13 protein-coding genes and 3 pseudogenes are annotated in these 15,024 nt (G+C 68.1%); 7 read left to right on the top strand and 9 right to left on the bottom strand.

Annotated features, from left to right (window positions below; translation table 11 throughout):
• Positions 1-188: 188 nt before the first annotated feature.
• The 3 genes from ACFY2Z_RS17175 to ACFY2Z_RS17185 form a co-directional block, all read right to left on the bottom strand.
• Positions 189-545, bottom strand: a complete 357-nt coding sequence (locus tag ACFY2Z_RS17175) for a transposase (RefSeq protein WP_390745112.1) — start codon at positions 543-545, stop codon at positions 189-191.
• Positions 497-850: a transposase family protein gene (locus tag ACFY2Z_RS17180; protein WP_390744975.1), complete on the bottom strand. Its 354-nt coding sequence runs from the start codon at positions 848-850 to the stop codon at positions 497-499. Before ACFY2Z_RS17180 ends, ACFY2Z_RS17175 begins: the two co-directional genes overlap by 49 nt.
• A gap of 218 nt (positions 851-1,068) precedes the next feature.
• Positions 1,069-1,806, bottom strand: a complete 738-nt coding sequence (locus ACFY2Z_RS17185) for an SDR family oxidoreductase (protein ID WP_390744976.1) — start codon at positions 1,804-1,806, stop codon at positions 1,069-1,071.
• Positions 1,807-2,025: 219 nt separating this feature from the next.
• Here ACFY2Z_RS17185 and ACFY2Z_RS17190 point away from each other — a divergent pair, with 219 nt between their 5' ends.
• Positions 2,026-2,850 (top strand): helix-turn-helix transcriptional regulator, encoded by an 825-nt coding sequence (locus ACFY2Z_RS17190; protein WP_390744977.1) that lies wholly within the window; start codon positions 2,026-2,028, stop codon positions 2,848-2,850.
• 369 nt (positions 2,851-3,219) lie between these two features.
• Here ACFY2Z_RS17190 and ACFY2Z_RS17195 read toward each other — a convergent pair whose 3' ends face one another.
• The 3 genes from ACFY2Z_RS17195 to ACFY2Z_RS17205 form a co-directional block, all read right to left on the bottom strand.
• Positions 3,220-3,390: a hypothetical protein gene (locus ACFY2Z_RS17195; protein WP_390744978.1), complete on the bottom strand. Its 171-nt coding sequence runs from the start codon at positions 3,388-3,390 to the stop codon at positions 3,220-3,222.
• Between the two features lie 367 nt (positions 3,391-3,757).
• Entirely contained in the window at positions 3,758-4,855 is a 1,098-nt protein-coding gene (locus ACFY2Z_RS17200) for a PP2C family protein-serine/threonine phosphatase (RefSeq protein ID WP_390744979.1), read from the bottom strand.
• Positions 4,856-5,883: 1,028 nt separating this feature from the next.
• The gene (locus ACFY2Z_RS17205; RefSeq protein ID WP_390744980.1) at positions 5,884-6,651 is read right to left on the bottom strand and encodes a VOC family protein; all 768 of its coding nucleotides are present in this window, start codon (positions 6,649-6,651) and stop codon (positions 5,884-5,886) included.
• Positions 6,652-6,735: 84 nt separating this feature from the next.
• Here ACFY2Z_RS17205 and ACFY2Z_RS17210 point away from each other — a divergent pair.
• Positions 6,736-7,053, top strand: a pseudogene (locus ACFY2Z_RS17210) (hypothetical protein); the annotation flags it as partial.
• Here the strand turns inward: ACFY2Z_RS17210 and ACFY2Z_RS17215 are convergent.
• Positions 7,034-7,537, bottom strand: coding sequence for an AAA family ATPase (locus ACFY2Z_RS17215; RefSeq protein WP_390744981.1), 504 nt, complete (start codon positions 7,535-7,537; stop codon positions 7,034-7,036). The pseudogene ACFY2Z_RS17210 and the gene ACFY2Z_RS17215 overlap by 20 nt on opposite strands.
• A 210-nt stretch (positions 7,538-7,747) precedes the next feature.
• Between ACFY2Z_RS17215 and ACFY2Z_RS17220 the strand changes: the two are divergent.
• Positions 7,748-7,992 (top strand): annotated as a pseudogene (locus tag ACFY2Z_RS17220) (ISNCY family transposase); the annotation flags it as partial.
• Positions 7,993-8,420: 428 nt separating this feature from the next.
• Complete coding sequence (locus ACFY2Z_RS17225; protein WP_390744982.1) at positions 8,421-10,001, top strand: hypothetical protein; 1,581 nt, start codon at positions 8,421-8,423, stop codon at positions 9,999-10,001.
• A gap of 666 nt (positions 10,002-10,667) precedes the next feature.
• On the opposite strand, the gene ACFY2Z_RS17230 is transcribed toward ACFY2Z_RS17225, so the two are convergent.
• The gene (locus ACFY2Z_RS17230; protein ID WP_390744983.1) at positions 10,668-11,885 is read right to left on the bottom strand and encodes an MFS transporter; all 1,218 of its coding nucleotides are present in this window, start codon (positions 11,883-11,885) and stop codon (positions 10,668-10,670) included.
• Between the two features lie 90 nt (positions 11,886-11,975).
• On the opposite strand from ACFY2Z_RS17230, the gene ACFY2Z_RS17235 reads away from it, so the two are divergent.
• Positions 11,976-12,737: a DeoR/GlpR family DNA-binding transcription regulator gene (locus ACFY2Z_RS17235; protein ID WP_390744984.1), complete on the top strand. Its 762-nt coding sequence runs from the start codon at positions 11,976-11,978 to the stop codon at positions 12,735-12,737.
• A gap of 462 nt (positions 12,738-13,199) precedes the next feature.
• Here the strand turns inward: ACFY2Z_RS17235 and ACFY2Z_RS17240 are convergent.
• A pseudogene (locus ACFY2Z_RS17240) lies at positions 13,200-13,502 on the bottom strand (transposase); the annotation flags it as partial.
• Positions 13,503-13,674: 172 nt separating this feature from the next.
• Between ACFY2Z_RS17240 and ACFY2Z_RS17245 the strand changes: the two are divergent.
• Together ACFY2Z_RS17245 and ACFY2Z_RS17250 are read left to right on the top strand one after the other, a co-directional pair.
• Positions 13,675-13,953 carry a polyprenyl synthetase gene (locus tag ACFY2Z_RS17245; protein WP_390744985.1) on the top strand — a complete coding sequence of 93 codons (279 nt, stop codon included), beginning with the start codon at positions 13,675-13,677 and terminating at the stop codon, positions 13,951-13,953.
• The gene (locus ACFY2Z_RS17250) at positions 13,943-14,998 is read left to right on the top strand and encodes a polyprenyl synthetase family protein (protein WP_390744986.1); all 1,056 of its coding nucleotides are present in this window, start codon (positions 13,943-13,945) and stop codon (positions 14,996-14,998) included. The genes ACFY2Z_RS17245 and ACFY2Z_RS17250 overlap by 11 nt, the downstream gene beginning before the upstream one ends.
• The last annotated feature ends 26 nt before the right edge of the window (positions 14,999-15,024 follow it).

A 15,024-nucleotide genomic window follows, 5' to 3' on the forward strand; every position in this document is an offset into this window, starting at 1 on the left:
AGCGAGGTGCTGTGCCGGTGCGGATCCGGGAGGCGTCTTCGCCGTAGGTGACGTCTCGCACGTGGTGTAGAGCTTCCACGCCCAGTGGTCCTGGACGAGTTCGGCCTGACGTGCGGGGCCTGCCTGCTCTGGGGTGAGGCTGGTGACGGCGTAGACGGTCTTCGTCTGGACCCTGCCGGTCTGATGATTCACGCGGCGGCGTTTGATCTGTATGGCCTGGACGGCGTGCGGGAAGCGCAGTCCAGGCGCGATGGTGCATGCCTTGAGCCGGCGGCTCTCACGCCCTGGGTGTGCATGGCGTCGGCGGTGACGACGACGCCGCGCAGGTCCAGATTCTCCAGCAGTGGGATGAAGGCGGGGAGTTCGTTCCTCTTGGCTGCGACCTGGCGCTGGGCGATGACGGTCTGGCTGTCGTGGAGGGCTGCGGCCAGCAGGTGCACGGCGTGGCCGTCGGTGCGCGATCCGCGGACTGTCTTGCCGTCGACGGCCAGCCCGGTCAGCCGTCGGGTTCGTCGACCGGGTCGGTGGCGTGGCGGGCCGGCCAGGCGCCCACCGCATTGTCGACCGTGTCCCCGTCCAGCCGCGCCCGTAGGCGTCCGAGGGTGGAGGCGTGCGGGGTGGCCCGGTTGAGCCCCAACTGGTCGTGCACCTCAGGTGCCGCGTCGGCCGCGAAGCGGGCGATCTGTGCAAGCGACCGTGCGCCACTGAGCACGGCGACCAGGCACAGCCCCAGCAGTGAGCCGAGCCGGTAGGAGCGTCCTCGTACCCGGCGTGGCTTGGGAGACGCTCGAACACCTCGGTCGGCGTGGCAGTTCAGAGGGGCCCGTGGGTGGACATGGCGCGGCTGCATCCTCGAAGTGGCGCGTGAGGACGCTGATCAGGGAAGGTCGCACGCGGACGCGGCTCCAGGTCGATCTTCGGTCCAAGCAACCTTGGTCATCTGGCGTCGCGCCCGTCGTTTCCACTCAGGCATGCCACCCACCCCACCGGCCGGCGGGCCTGTGTTGCCATGTGACCTGTGGAACAGCCCGGCGGGTGCGGGTGTCCGAATCGGAAGGGCGGGGGAGGTCAGCTCTGGGCGGTTGGCCGGACGACGATCTCGTTCACGTCGACCGCGGCAGGCTGTTCGATCGCGAAAGCGATGGCCCGGGCGATCGCGTCGGGCGGGATCGCGATGTCGTCCCGCATCTTTGTGATCTCCGCTCTGACCTGGCTGTTGGTTGACGCCTCGGCGAAGTCGGTCGCAGTCGCACCAGGTGAGACGGTGGTCACCCGAAGAGAGTCGCCGGCTTCCTGGCGCAGCCCTTCGCAGATGGCCCGGACCGCGAACTTGGTGCCGGCGTAGACGGCCATGGTCGGCACGATGCGAAACGCGGCCGTGGAGGCGGTGGTGATGAAGTGGCCGGTTCCCTGCGCCCGGAAGACCGGCAGCGCGGCGCCGATCCCGTGCAGGACACCCTTCACGTTGACATCGACCATGTGGTCCCACTCGTCGACGCGCAGATCGTCGAGAGGCGAGATGGTGCCGACTCCGGCGTTGCTGACGAGTACGTCGAGTCGGCCGAAGCACTCACTGGCCAGCGCGACCAGGGCCTGCAGGTCGTGCCGCCGGATCACGTCGGTGCGGATCTGCACGGCCGTGCCACCTGCCTTCTCGATCCGGGCCACCAGTTCCGCCAGGCGCTCGGACCGGCGTGCGCCGAGGACGAGTCGCGCGCCGCGTTCGGCGAGCAGCAGCGCCGTCGCCTCGCCGATGCCGCTGCTGGCTCCCGTGATCGCCACCACTTTGCCCTTGATTCCGGACATGAGTTGCCCTCTCCATCCTGGGCACCGGGGCCGAGGTGCCGAGCGGCAGCGGGTCCTGGAGGAGCGTGGCGGAAGCCGTTGCGCACCGGACGGCCGGGTGCCGGTGTGACCGTGTGAGGCCGTCGGCAGTGCCTCGGCCCGTGCTCGCACCTCAGTCTCCGCCCGGTTTAGCCTGGCATCCAGAATGTCTTTATTCTGGAACTGGAGACACCACCAGTCATGCCCACGCAGTCGGACCAACGCCGTCAGCTGAGTGAATTCCTCCGCAGCCGGAGAGAGCGCCTGACCCCTGAGGAGGTGGGCCTGCCCAGGACCGGCCGCCGTCGGACTCCGGGACTTCGCCGAGAGGAACTGGCACTGCTGGCCGGGATCAGCGCCACCTGGTACACGTACCTGGAACAGGGGCGGGGGATCGGCGTCTCCGAACAGGTGCTCAACGCCCTCGCCGCGGCGCTGCGGCTGGACCGGCACGAGCGCGATCATCTTCTCCAGCTTGCCGGTCACGTGCCCGCAGCCGAAGCCGAGGAACGCGAGCCGCTCACGGCCGAGGCGGGCGCCGTCCCCCTGTTGCTCCAGCCGAACCCGGCGTACATCATCGGCGGCAACTATGACGTCCTCAGTCACAACCAGGCAGCCGACGAGTTGTTCCCGAGGCTCATCACTGAGGCGGACCGGCCCGCCAACTTCGTCCGCTGGGTGTTTCTCGAGCCGGTGGCCCGGGACGTTCTAGTCGACTGGGAAACCGAGGCACGCGGCCTGCTCGGCCGACTTCGCACGCTAGCGACACGCCATTTCGGCGACCCGCGGTACACCCGATTGATCGAGGACCTGAACGAGGGCAGCCCGGAGGTGCGGGACTGGTGGCCGCGGTACGAGGTGCAGGCCCGGCACAGCGGTCGGAAACGGCTACGACACCCGCAACGGGGAGCGATCGATTATGCGTACACCGCTTTTCACCTGGCCGAACAACCGGAGCAGACACTGGTCGTCTACTTCGACAGCAGCGAACCGCCCGATGAGGGCGTAGCCGTGACCGGCGAATGACGAGGAGGTCGGCGGCGGTATCAGCGCTCACGGTACGGCGGCGGAGGGCCAGCGGCTGCGCGCCGAGCAGTTCCTGAAGAAGCGGGGCCGCCCCACCGCGGGTGACACGTGGGGCCCATCCACTCCTCGATGCCGAGCTGCACACGGTTGCTTCTCTGTTGGCTCCGGGGCGGGCGCGACCCCGGTTGGGCACGACGAGGTTGGCCCCCGTCCCAACCGAACCCGGTGACCCTTCATCTCGCCACCTGAGAACGCATCAGCCCTGAGCCGCCTGCCGTGAACGGTCAGCCGGGCATTACGGTGGGACACGAAGACCTCTGTGTGGTGCGTTCCTGGACAGCTCCACCACACCGAAGGTCTTCGCCATGATCAAGCCCGGCCAGTGTCAACAACGCTCGTGATCAAAACGCCTAGCGCGCGCGGACGGTAGAGAGCGTCGAACTCCAGTGGCGGGTGGACGCGATCGCGCCGGTTGTTCATCTGCACGATGCGGTAGAGCCGCTGCGGAGTAGAGGTGCCGATCACCAGATGTGCGTCCACCACGGCGATGACCGGGGTGCGTGATGCCGCGCTCGCGTAGCTGCTGGTCGAGGTCGGTGGTGGACATGCCGTCCGGCGTAGGGGTGTCGTCGAGCCATTGACGGACGCCGGCCAGGGCAAGCTTCAGGTACGGCCGCTGCCCGACAATGGGCTCGCGGTGGCTGGCAAGCCGAGGGCAGCGTGCCCGGCTTCCAGGGGCTCGGTCGGCATGACGGTCACCTCGGAACGGCTGGTACTGGTAGAACGCGCGGAGACGGTTGAACGGAAATTCCCGAGCCGTTCGTTGCACCTGAAAGTTTGGCGATGCCCAAGCCTGGTGTTGCGGCGGCGTGCACTGGGGCCGCGCCGCCCTCGGTAGCAATCGGATTCACGGGCTGACCGGTCTGCTGGCGTAGCGCGTGATCGCCAGGATCGCCATGTCGTCATCGCGTGGACCGCCGCTCCAGTGCTCGACATCGCGTACCAGGACCTGAATCACCTCGTCCGGCCGCCGGAAGGGGCCCCGGCCGCCGAGTCGGGTCACCGGTTCGTAGAAAGCCCCGGAAGGATCCCGGGCCTCTGTCACTCCATCGGTGACCAGCAAAAGCGTGCCGCCGACCGGGAAGGGCCAGTCCCCGGGCTCCGCCTGCGGTCCGCCCAGGTCCCTCATGCCCAGTGGAAGGCTCGGCTCGGCCGGATCCAGCGAGGACACCGTGTCCCCCTCGATCAGATACGGCGAGGGGTGGCCGCAGTTCAACAGCCGCACATGGTCCGCGCCCGGTGTGATCTCACCTAGCAGCGCCGTGACAAACCCCTCTGTCCGGATGACCTCCTCGCGCCACGAGGCATCTTTGACCAGTGCGCGCTCCAGGCGCTCGGCCAGCACCACAAGGCTGGGTGCCTGATCTGCCGCCTCCCGGAACGTGCCCAGCAGTACGGACACCACGCCGACCGCGCCCAGGCCCTTGCCCCGTACATCCGCGATCAGCAGCCTGACGCCGTACGGCGTGTCCTGAACGCCGTATGCGTCGCCGCCGATCAACGCCTCGATGTGCGCAGCCTTGTAAACGGCGGCAATGGCCAACGGGCCGAGACATGCTGGCGGCGAGGGCAGTACGGCCCGTTGGGCGGCTGCCGCGATGGAACGCACTGCTTCCAGACGCCGCTCATGGCGAGCGACCACCCGGTTCACCCCAACGCCGACGAGCGCGGTGAACACAGCGCTGGTCAGTTCGAATGTGCCGCCGATATAGCCGAGGTAACCGACCTCGATCAAGAGCGCCAGATCGACCGAAACGAGGGCCGCTCCTACCGCGATCGTGTGCCGTAGCGAGAGGAGTGCCGCCGCCACCATGACAGCGGCGCCCAGCAGGTAATCGCCCCAAAATTCACGCGGATAGTAAGCGTTCCAGACGGTCCCGATGATGAACAGGGCGCTTGGTATGAATGAGAAGTACCGGGGCCGCCTTGTGGAGAGTGGGTCCATCCGCGCCCCGATTCCGCAACAACTGACCTATACCCAAAGAGCAACTTTATGCACCCTCTCTTTGGAGGGCGGGGACGCCTCGCCACACCCATACCTAATCAGCCCTCGACGGTCCAGTGGGTTTGACTTCAGACCGTCATCCAGCAGATCACTGTATGGGACAGGCAACTCCGCCAGCTTCACTCGGATGGCTTGGCACCCCGCCGCGGCGTCGGGTACGTGCAGCCCCGCGGACATCACACTGAGTTCCTGGCTGCTGGCATGCCTCAAACGCTTCCAGCATCGGCGCGAAACGGCTTCCCCCTCGGTGCTTGGGTGGCCGGCCATGCACTTGTGCGCCCGGCGGTGAGCGACAGGAGGGCGTCCGTGTGGGGGAGCATGTGCGCAGTCGTCGTTCGTGAGGGGTCGTCATGGGTTCCGTTCGCCGTGCGGCACCGTCGGTGCTGCTCTCGCTGACTGCTGGCGGGCTGTTCGTCCGGTTCGCAGTCCGGGGCGGTTGCCTCGGGGAAGGGCGGTGCGTCAGCGCAGGGGCCGTCGGGGGGTGCCGTGCCTGCAGGAATGGGGAAGATTCCGGCGGGTGCGGGGTCGCAGACGACATACACGGTGCAGCGGCAGCCGCCCGCGGGCAGTTGTCACTACGGGTACGAGCACGGCGAGCCCCTCGAGGACCTGGCATGCACCCAGGGACGATCTCTCCGGCGGTGACGCAGGTGAACCTGGCCACGACGATATGCCGCAAGGGCGGCTACACCAAGAACATTCGGCCGCCGGAGGCGGTCACCGGCAAGGAGAAGCGGGTGAACGACGCCTCGTACGGCTACACGGGCAGCGTCGGGGACGCCGAGTGCGACCATCTGATTTCTCTGCAGCTCGAGGTGACCCGAACGACGCCGCCTGCAACTTGTGGGTGGACCCGGCCGAACCGGGCCACAGGCCGGGCGGCGGGATCGACAGCAAGAAGGACCCGGTGGAGACGAAGCCGCACACCACCGTCTGCTCCGGCAAGGTCAGATTCCCGACTCAGAAGACTAGCGCAGTGGGACTGACTGTCGGGGCAGACCGCCCGTCCAAGGGTCGCGGCCGGTCAGACAGTAGGTGCCGCCCGCCGGGTCGCGCATCACCGTCCAGCGGGCGCCGCGCTCGATGAACGTGGCGCCGTGCCGCTCGTGCCAGGACCGGGTCGCGTCGACGTCCGCGCAAGCGACGTCGAGGTGGGCCGAAGCGGGGCGGTCGCTCCCGAGGCGTTGCAGCAGGATGCGGACGGGCAGGTCGGCTGTCGGCCGGACGACATGGAACTCTGGGCGGGAGCCGGGGTGCGACTCCCAACCGGTCAGATCGCTCCAGAAGGTGACCTCGGCGTCGAACACGGCCGGGGCGAGATCGAGGCACAGCTGGTCGAGCCGGCTCGCCGCCCCGTCGGGACCATCGACGACGGGCGGCCGCACCGACTCTCCCTGCCAGGGAACCGCGCAGAACAACTGGCCACCGGGAGAGCGGAGCACAGCCCATCCGGCGTGGTCGGCGATGACGGCCGCGCCGAGCCGCCGAGCCGCGGCCACGAGCGCGGCCACGTCCTCCACGGCGAGGTCGAGATGGGCGCCGCCGCCCGCGAGCACGGCCTGCGCCTTCACACACGCGTCGCCCGCGTCCGGCATCAGGGTCACGAACTTGCCCCGTTCGCCCCTGGGCTCGGACAGCTTGGTCCCTGTGACGGCTGTCCAGAATTCACAGGCCGTGCCGAACCGCTCGGCGGGTCGGTCGGCGAAGGCGTACGTCCAACGGATCGGTTCGCTCATGAGGTGCTTCCTGGCAGACGGCGAGGACAGTGCATGGCTTCGTACCGTCTCCTGCCCGGCCGGGTCCGCGCAACGGCGTTCTCCCAGATCCGCAGCTGGGCGAAGAAGAACCGGGTCGATCTGTGCTTCACGCCGACCTACGCTTCCTGGGCCAACCCGATCGAGGCCCACTTCGGGCCGCTGCGGCAGTTCACCATCGCCAACTCCAACCACCGCAACCACACCGTCCAGACCCGGGCCCTGCACGCATACGTGCGCTGGCGCAACACCAACGCCCGCCACTCCGACGTACTCGCAGCCCAACGCCGCGAACGTGCCCGCATCCGCAGCGAGAAGGGCATCCGCTGGGGCGGACGGCCCTTCGCCACGCCGCACCAAGCCCTCAGGTCGAGGACTGTATGAAGACCTGCTCGCCCTCTCCGTTCGGTTCCTCGAAGTTGGCCAGGTAGCGGAGGAACAGCTTCTCGTCCACGGTGACGGAGTTGGCGCCTTCCTCGCCGTTGCGGGCCTTGAGACGATGCTCCAGCGTGGTCCGGTCGGCCTTGAGGTGGACCAGCTCCCACCGGCAGCCGTGGCGCTCAATCAGGGCCTTGTAGTCATCGCGGGCGGCGCGGCTCCAGAAGCTGTAGTCCACCACCACATCACGCCCGGCCAGCATCAGCTCGACCAGCTCCTGCCGCTGCTCGCGGCGGACCTCTTCCTTGAGCCGGTCGAACGCTTCCGCCTCGAGTACCAGGCCGGCATCGCGCTGCCCGAGTCGTTGCCAGACCGCCTCGTCGATGGAAAGTCGAACGTAACCGCGTCGCACCAGTTCCGTCGCGTAGGTGGTCTTGCCCGCTCCCGGAAGGCCACACATCAGCACCACCGTGCCCATTTGCTGCGTCACGGAGCCAGATTAGGCGGTGAGCAACGCGTCCACTGGAGCAGAACGCGCCACAGCCCGACCAACCCGGCGAACGTATGCGGTCAGAGCACCAGCTACTTGCCTCGGGAGAAGTCCGGGACTACCTCTGGGTCGTCCTCTGGGGAGAGGCGGTGAGGGCAGGGCCGTGGCTGCGACGTCGGAGGCGGGTCGTTGTGGCCGGGGGATGCGGCTGTGTTGCGTGTCGCTGCAGTGCAGGGCGCCTGGTGGGTGGCGCTGCCGGAGCAAGCACGACGGCCACCCGCCGAACTGGCCCTGGTGGATGCGTTCTTGGGCGACGAGCGATTCATCGCTCCATGGCGGGCGGTGTTCTCCGAGCGGCTGGGGCGGCCGTCGGCGCCGGTGGAGACGCTGTTGCGCCTGCTGTATCTCAAGTACGCCACCAGCTGGGTTACGAGACCCTGTGCCGTGAGAGGGCGGTACGTGAGTTGATGGCTGGTTCGTCGGTGCAGCTGTTCAGCGAGGGCGGCGCTTGCCGAGGCGGCGAACGAGCAGAAAATCACCGTCATTCCGGTCGCCGAAATCGGCTTCGGATTTGCCGGGGGCACGAGCCCCGAAGCCGGAGCCGCTGATCAGGGGCCCCGCCAGTGAAGATCGTTTCCCGCGACCATCGTGATCATTTCCCACACACCCGATCACGTCATGTGGACCCAGACCGGCCTGAACCCCAAATGGCCCGCCAAGACTGGCTGGCGGTGGGCCTTCATGGGCGAATTAAGTGACCTTGCTGCCTTGGAACGACCGGAGCCGAGATCGGAGGCCGTCACTGGGGGCGAGGGGCGTCGAATCCCGCGATCCTGGTCACGGTGGCGAAGGACGCGTGTGTCACGTGGAGAGGATGGAGCCCATGAACGGAGAAGCCGAAAAAGGCTTGTCCGACCCTGAGGGATTCGCGAACCCGAGCAGGCGAGGCTTTGTCGCAGGGGCAACTCTTGGCGTGGCTCTCGCTTCGGCAGGCGTCTATGAGGTCATCGACAAGCTGGTCACTCCGCCCGAGCGAGTAGTCAGCGACGCTGGCAAACCCCTGCCGCCGGAACAATATGCCATTCCCACACCGCGGCTCATCATGGACAACGGCACAGGCGTCGCGGGCAGCAACGGCACGATCCCCGTTCTGATTCCACCATTGCACAATCACGTCATCACCGCGACGTTGAAGGTTCCGGCGAACGCGAATGCTCTGCAGGAGGCACAGCACCATCTGGAGTCTGTCATCCAGAGCCTGGAGAAACGCTTCCCTCCCCCTCCCGGCGGCCTGGGCGTCGTCATCGCCTGGGGAATTCCCTACTTCCAGCAATACATCCCCAGCCTCGGCAGAGGGTCCGGCTTCTTCAAGGCGGGGACGCGCTATCCGGACTACTTGCCGGTGGACCTGATGACGTCCAAAGAGCGGGGCCACACGGTCTATGCGCTCCAGGACGCCAGAACGTATCCCAGTGACCAACCGCCTGCTGGCTTCGGACCGGTCCGACTGGAGCAGAACCATGTGGCCGTGCTCCTGCGCAGTGACTCGCTCGACAACATCATGGAGGCCACCAACGTCCTCTTCGGGACGGGAAGCGACCAGGCCGGCGACCTCTTCAAAGTGACCAGCATCCGAAGGGGCTTCACGGGTGGCGGTCACACGGGGCAGCAGTCACTTGCCAGCAAACTGGCCCTTGCGGCCGGCCTGCCCGGAGCGAAGTCCATCCCCGTGCATGCGCCCATCTTTCTCGGCTTCACCACCACGATCAAGTCCGCGGAGAGCTCCACGCCCGTTTCGAATCTGGAGACGCTTCCCGGCTGGACCGACCAATGGCCCAATGGCTACTTCAAGTACGGGACCATCATGCCTCTGTCGCACCTGTACTCGGACCTGGCCACCTGGTATGGGGAAGGACGAACGAGATCTCAGGACTTTCCGGCGTATGCCGACCGACTTCGCGCGATGTACCGGCCTGGACTCTCGGTCCCTGAGGGAACGGTGACCGTGGACCCTCCTGTCGAAAGTCAGGACGACATCTTTCAGCGAGTCGGGAAAACCGGTGGCTACGGTCACAATGGAAGCATGCAGCCGACGAACCGCCTGCAGGAGGCGACAACCAGTAACTATGGCGAGACCTACCCGGTTGGTACACCTGTGTCCAATCGCGGTGATTTTGCGACGCTGGACAACCCGTTCCACTACACCTCTGACCCGGTCGGTGACCACTACAGCGCCCAGAAAGCCGCGGGGTTGCACTTCCTGATCTTCGTGCCGACGACCGAGACGTTCAACCGTATTCGCCTGGCGATGGACGGCTACTATCCCCATGGCAAAAGAGTTGACGTCTCTCCGCGCTCGCCCAAGGCCGGCCTGAACTCGGTGGTTCACACCACGCACCGCCAGAACTTCCTGATTCCACCGCGGAACCGCCGCTCGTTCCCGCTCGCGGAGTTCCTGAGATGACTTGAGGGGAAGGCGTACTGTATCGCGCCGTCGGGTAACGGCGGTTGCCCGGTGCTGACCGCGACGCCGCTGCCCCCGGATGCACCCCGATGGCCAGGGCTTCGGCGTTGTCGCATGATGTCTGGTTCGTGATCTTGCAGCTACACCGAAGCTCTGCGGCGTGCAGGCTTGGATGGGCCGGCGGCCATCGATGAGTCGCATCGGTTACCGGTACAAGTGACGAGTGACAGAACCTCTTGCTCCCCGCCCAGACGGCCGCGTCGCCTCGAAGACGGGGCGGTGGACCAAGCAGTCAGCGGGTGCGACCTTCGCCGCCGTCGCAGCGTTCGCCATCACTGGCGACGTCACGTTCGGGTTCTTCAGCCAGACGCTACCCGGCTGGGCGCACACGGCTACGGTCCTCGCGGGACTAGCTGTATCGGCTGTCGCCTACGGCCTTGCTGTGTTGTGGCTCAGGCGGTTGCCGTAGCAGGGCTCATGGCAGGCGGCCGAATCGTGTTGTGCCCGGCTGACGGTTGAGTCTCGTATCGCTACGGGGCGGATGCCGCACCTCTCCACGGGCGGGGACGGATGTCTGGGGCATCGGGGCTCTCTTGGCGGGGCGGGTGGTGCCTCACGGATCGGGCGGCCGGCGAGGGGCGGGCGGGTGGCCTGCGCGGCACGGTGTCAGGAGTCGTGCCGCACAGGCTGTCGGTGACTGCTGCGTGTCACCGCGCGCCTGCGGTCGGGTCCGGTGCGCAGGACTCCGGCGGCCGCGGCGGCGATCACGCACAGCAGGGTCAGGAGCAGGAAGGTGTGGTTCAGTGCCGTGAGGTGGGTCATCCAGCCGATGACGGCGGGGCCGGAGAGCATGCCGAGGTAGCCGATCCCGGCGACACGGGAGACGTTCGCGCCGGCGGTCGAGGCGTCGGCGTGCCCGGCCGCGCTGAACAACTGGGGGACACACCCGGACAGCCCCAGGCCGAACAGCGCCCAGCCCGCGAACGCGGCCCACACCCACGGCGAGACGGCCACTATCGTGATCCCGGCGGCGGCCGTGATCGCGCCGTAGCGCAGGACGGCCAGGGGTCCGTATCGGCTGGAGACGCGGTCGGCGAGCAGCCGACCGATGGTCATGGCAGCCGCGTAGGTGCCGTATCCGAAGGCGGCAGTGCTCGCGGGTGTGCCGAGGACGTCCTTCAGGTGCAGGGCGCTCCAGTCGTTGGCGGCTCCCTCGGCAAGCATGACCATCGCGGCCAGGGCGGCGAGGATCCAGATACGTCCGGTCGCTGTCCGTCGTTTCGGGGCCTGCATCTCCTCGCCCTCCGCGACGGTGGCGGGCGCGGGGGTGGCCGGCAGCAGACTGCGTGCGGACACCAGCGCGATCACGATGCCCACCGCTCCCGAGGCGCCGAGCGTGACGGCCGGGCTCATTCCGGCGCTCGCGGCGCCCGCTGCGACGAGCGAGGCGATGACTCCGCCGACGGAGAACGTGGCGTGGAAGGCGGACATGACGGGCCGGCCGTATGCCTTCTCCACGTGCACGGCATGGGCGTTCATGGTCACGTCGAGGCAGCCGTTGAAGAACCCGAAGACCAGCAGGGCACCGGCCAGCGACCAGGCATCCCGAGGCAAGCCGGGTAGCGCCAGGGCCGTGCCGGAGAGAACTCCGGAGGCCGGGAGCACGACGCGCGCCCCGAGGCGGTCCGACAGGCGGCCGGCCACCTGCATACCGGTGAAAGCCCCCAAGCCGAGCAGGACCAGGAGGCCGCCCAGTGTCGCGTGGCTGATGCCGACGCGTTCCTCGATGGCGGGGATGTTCACCACCCAGGTGCCCATCAGGGTGCCGCACAGGACGAAGTAGACGAAGGTCGCCACGCGGGCGGATCGAAGCGAACGTTCCATGCCGAACACCGTAACGAACAAAAGTAGTGTTTGAAAGGCCGTTCTATGAACGGCTTGCGTGTTCGTTTCGGGGTGGTGTTCAATCGCGTCATGAGCAACGCAGACCGACACGGGCTGATCGCGCAGGCCGTCAGGGAGTCGGGCAGCGCCACCGTGCAAGAGCTCGCCGAGCTGACCGGGGCCTCGGAGATGACCATCCGCCGCGACCTCGACACACTCGCCGCCCAGGGCGTCCTCGAACGCGTCCGCGGCGGCGCGCGCACCCTGCTGCTCCGGGGCGAGGAACCGCCCTTCGCGCTGCGCGCCCGCGAGGCCGTCGACGCCAAGCGCCGGATCGCGGCCGAGGTCTCCTCGCTCATCGCCGACGGCGAGACCGTCCTCCTGGACAGCGGCACCACCTGCGTGGAGGTCGCCCATCTGCTGCGCCGGCGGCCAGTCACGGTCATGCCCTTGTCGCTGCAGGCCATCCACCTGCTCAGCGACCCCCCGGGCCCGGCCACGCTGATGGTGCCCGGCGGACGGCCCCGCGCTGCCGAAGGAGCCCTCACCGGCCCTCTCGCCCTCGCCTCTCTGGCGGCATTGCGTTTCGACACCGCGGTCATCGGCTGCTGCGGCCTCAGCGCGGCCCAGGGCCTGACCGCCTACGACCTCGAGGACGCCGCCGTGAAGAAAGCGAGCATCGCTTCCAGCCGTCGCATCATCGTCGCCGCGGACGGCACCAAGCTAGGCCGCACGGCCCACGCCTACGTCGGCCCCTCCACCGTCCTGCACACCCTCGTCACCGACACCGCGGCGCCCACCGACGAGGTGGCCGCGTTGGAAGGCGCTGGTACCGTCGTCAAGACCGTCTGACGCGGCTCTGCCGGAGTGCCTGGTAGCGACGTCCGTTGCGCCAACGGTTGCGTCTACTGTTGCGCCATCTGTTGCGCGAGTCTTCCCGTCGCCCTGTAGTTTGCCCCGGCCACCACTGGTCTGGGGGCGTGGTCGGGGGTGCCCTATGGGTTCGTCAAGGAAATCCGGGTGCGCTGTGTCCGAGGTGCGGTCAACATTGCCAGGTTGCTGAGTTGCTGTGGGATGACGTGAAGGGCTTCTTCGACCATGAGTGCAGGGTGCCCCTGTCTCTTTGGTCAAGGTGGTGGGTTGCTGCCGGGCCGAGGCCACTTGGCACTCTGTCTGCCGTGAGCGATGAAGCGTGTGTGGAGGAGCCAGTCGGGGAGGGCATGCGACGTGCGTCTTTTGCAGTCACCCTGTTGTGATCGACTCGCTCGACGAATGGGACTGTCCGGTGTGCGGCGTGCCTGATGCGGATCAGCGTCAGGTGGCACGCCGGGACTCGTAGAAGGTCCGGGCGCGGAGCATCGCGAAGAGGACGTCGGCCCGGCGCCGGGCGAGGCAGAGCAGGGCCTGGGTGCGGTGCCTTCCCTGCGCGATCTTCTTGCCGTAGCAGGCCTGCGAGGGCAGGTCGCCGAGCGCCGCGAACACGGACAAGAAGAAGGCACGTTTGAGCTGCTTGTTTCCCCTCCGGGACGGCTGTTCGCCGCGGATCGAGGAGCCCGGGCTCCGGATCGCCGGGGCGAGACCGGCGTAGGCGGCGAGGTGACCGGCGGTGGGGTAGGCACCGTCGCGCCACGTGCGGTGTGAGGACGTCACCCGGCTTCTGCCCGTACGGTCGAGCGATGTGATCACTCGATCGTGAGTTCTTCCGCACTCGCGCCCGGTGCGACGCGATGCTCGGAAGGGCGGCGCGTGACCGGCGCAGCCTGGATGCGCAGCGGGTGGGGGAGATGGCATGACGCAAGACGTGGGACGGTGCGGGGGCCTGGACGGACAGGCGCTGCTGCTGGCGGCCGGGCTGGCCGATCTGGCGGTGAGCACTCTGGGGGCGGCTCTGGGGACGGTGCGGGGGCTGCTGCGCCGCTCGGACGCCGCGGAGCTGGCTGCGGAGGCCGAGCACGACCTCATGGCGCGTGGGCACCTGGTGCTGGACCGGTACGTGGCCGTGTCCCCGGCCCACTTGGAGATCCTCGCCCGGCACGCACTGGCTCGGCGGGACGCTGATGACGTCTGACCGGTGGGAGCCGGCCGCGTTCAAGGCCCGCATCGATGAGGTACTGCACCGGTTCATCGCCCAGGAGGCCGACGAGTTCGCGGCGATCGATCCGATTTTGGGTGCTGTGACCGAGCAGCTGGAGGCGGCGGTCGCGGACGGCAAGCGGCTGCGGGCGGCGTTCTGCTACTGGGGATGGCGTGCGGCGGGACAGCCGGACAGCGACGCGCTGGTGCGGGCGGCGGCCTCCATGGAGTTGGTGCACGCCGCCGCGGTCGTGCACGACGACCTCATCGACGACAGCCCGCTGCGGCACGGGCGCCCCACTGCACATGTCGTCCTGCGCGGTGCTGTAGGGCGTCGCCCGGACGCCGATGCTGCCGGGAGGTCGCTGGCGATGCTGGTCGGGGACCTGCTGATGGCGCTGGCTGGGCAGTTGTTCGCCACCAGCGGACTGCCCGCCGCGTATCTCGTCCGGGCCCGCCCGTTGTGGTCGGTGATGGCTCGCGAGCTGATCGCAGGCGAGTGCCTGGAGATCCTGTGTACCGGAGCCGGTCCGGACCTTGAGGCGTCGATGAAGGTGATCCGCTACAAGACCGCCAAGTACACCGCCGAGCAGCCCCTGCTGATCGGCGGTGCTCTGGCCGGGGCGGGCGCGCGGCTGCGCGAGGGCTACTCCGCGTACGGGCTGCCGCTGGGCGAGGCGTTCCAGCTTCGGGACGACCTGCTCGGCCTGTTCGGAGACCCCGAGCGCACCGGCAAGGACAACGCCGACGATGTGCGCGGCCGGCGGCCCACGGCGCTGCTGGCAGAGACGTGGCGCCTCGCCGGCGACGGCGAGCGGGAGCTGCTGAGCGCCCTGCTGGGCCGAGGTGACCTGGACGGGAAGGGGCTGGACGCGGTGCGCGAGATGATGCGCCGACTGGGGGCGCCCAACCGCATCGAGGACATGATCAGGGCACGAGTCGAGGAGGCCCTCGATGCCATCCACGAGCTGGATGTACCAGCGCACGCCACCACTGCTCTGACCGCGCTGGCGCATTCGGCGGCGGTCCGCCTGTTCTGACCCTCACACCGGGGTGGCGCAGCTCC

The sequence above is a fragment of the Streptomyces sp. NPDC001222 genome (genome assembly GCF_042896945.1).
Classification (GTDB): domain Bacteria; phylum Actinomycetota; class Actinomycetes; order Streptomycetales; family Streptomycetaceae; genus Streptomyces; species Streptomyces gibsoniae.

Bases quoted from the DNA above. Each gene is read 5' to 3' on its own strand.
- ACFY2Z_RS17235 (WP_390744984.1), top strand. From the start codon at position 11,976: ATGAGCAACGCAGACCGACACGGGCTGATCGCGCAGGCCGTCAGGGAG.
- ACFY2Z_RS17250 (WP_390744986.1), top strand. From the start codon at position 13,943: ATGACGTCTGACCGGTGGGAGCCGGCCGCGTTCAAGGCCCGCATCGAT.
- ACFY2Z_RS17245 (WP_390744985.1), top strand. From the start codon at position 13,675: ATGACGCAAGACGTGGGACGGTGCGGGGGCCTGGACGGACAGGCGCTG.
- ACFY2Z_RS17185 (WP_390744976.1), bottom strand. From the start codon at position 1,806: ATGTCCGGAATCAAGGGCAAAGTGGTGGCGATCACGGGAGCCAGCAGC.
- ACFY2Z_RS17200 (WP_390744979.1), bottom strand. From the start codon at position 4,855: ATGGACCCACTCTCCACAAGGCGGCCCCGGTACTTCTCATTCATACCA.
- ACFY2Z_RS17180 (WP_390744975.1), bottom strand. From the start codon at position 850: ATGCAGCCGCGCCATGTCCACCCACGGGCCCCTCTGAACTGCCACGCC.
- ACFY2Z_RS17190 (WP_390744977.1), top strand. From the start codon at position 2,026: ATGCCCACGCAGTCGGACCAACGCCGTCAGCTGAGTGAATTCCTCCGC.
- ACFY2Z_RS17230 (WP_390744983.1), bottom strand. From the start codon at position 11,885: ATGGAACGTTCGCTTCGATCCGCCCGCGTGGCGACCTTCGTCTACTTC.
- ACFY2Z_RS17225 (WP_390744982.1), top strand. From the start codon at position 8,421: ATGAACGGAGAAGCCGAAAAAGGCTTGTCCGACCCTGAGGGATTCGCG.
- ACFY2Z_RS17205 (WP_390744980.1), bottom strand. From the start codon at position 6,651: ATGAGCGAACCGATCCGTTGGACGTACGCCTTCGCCGACCGACCCGCC.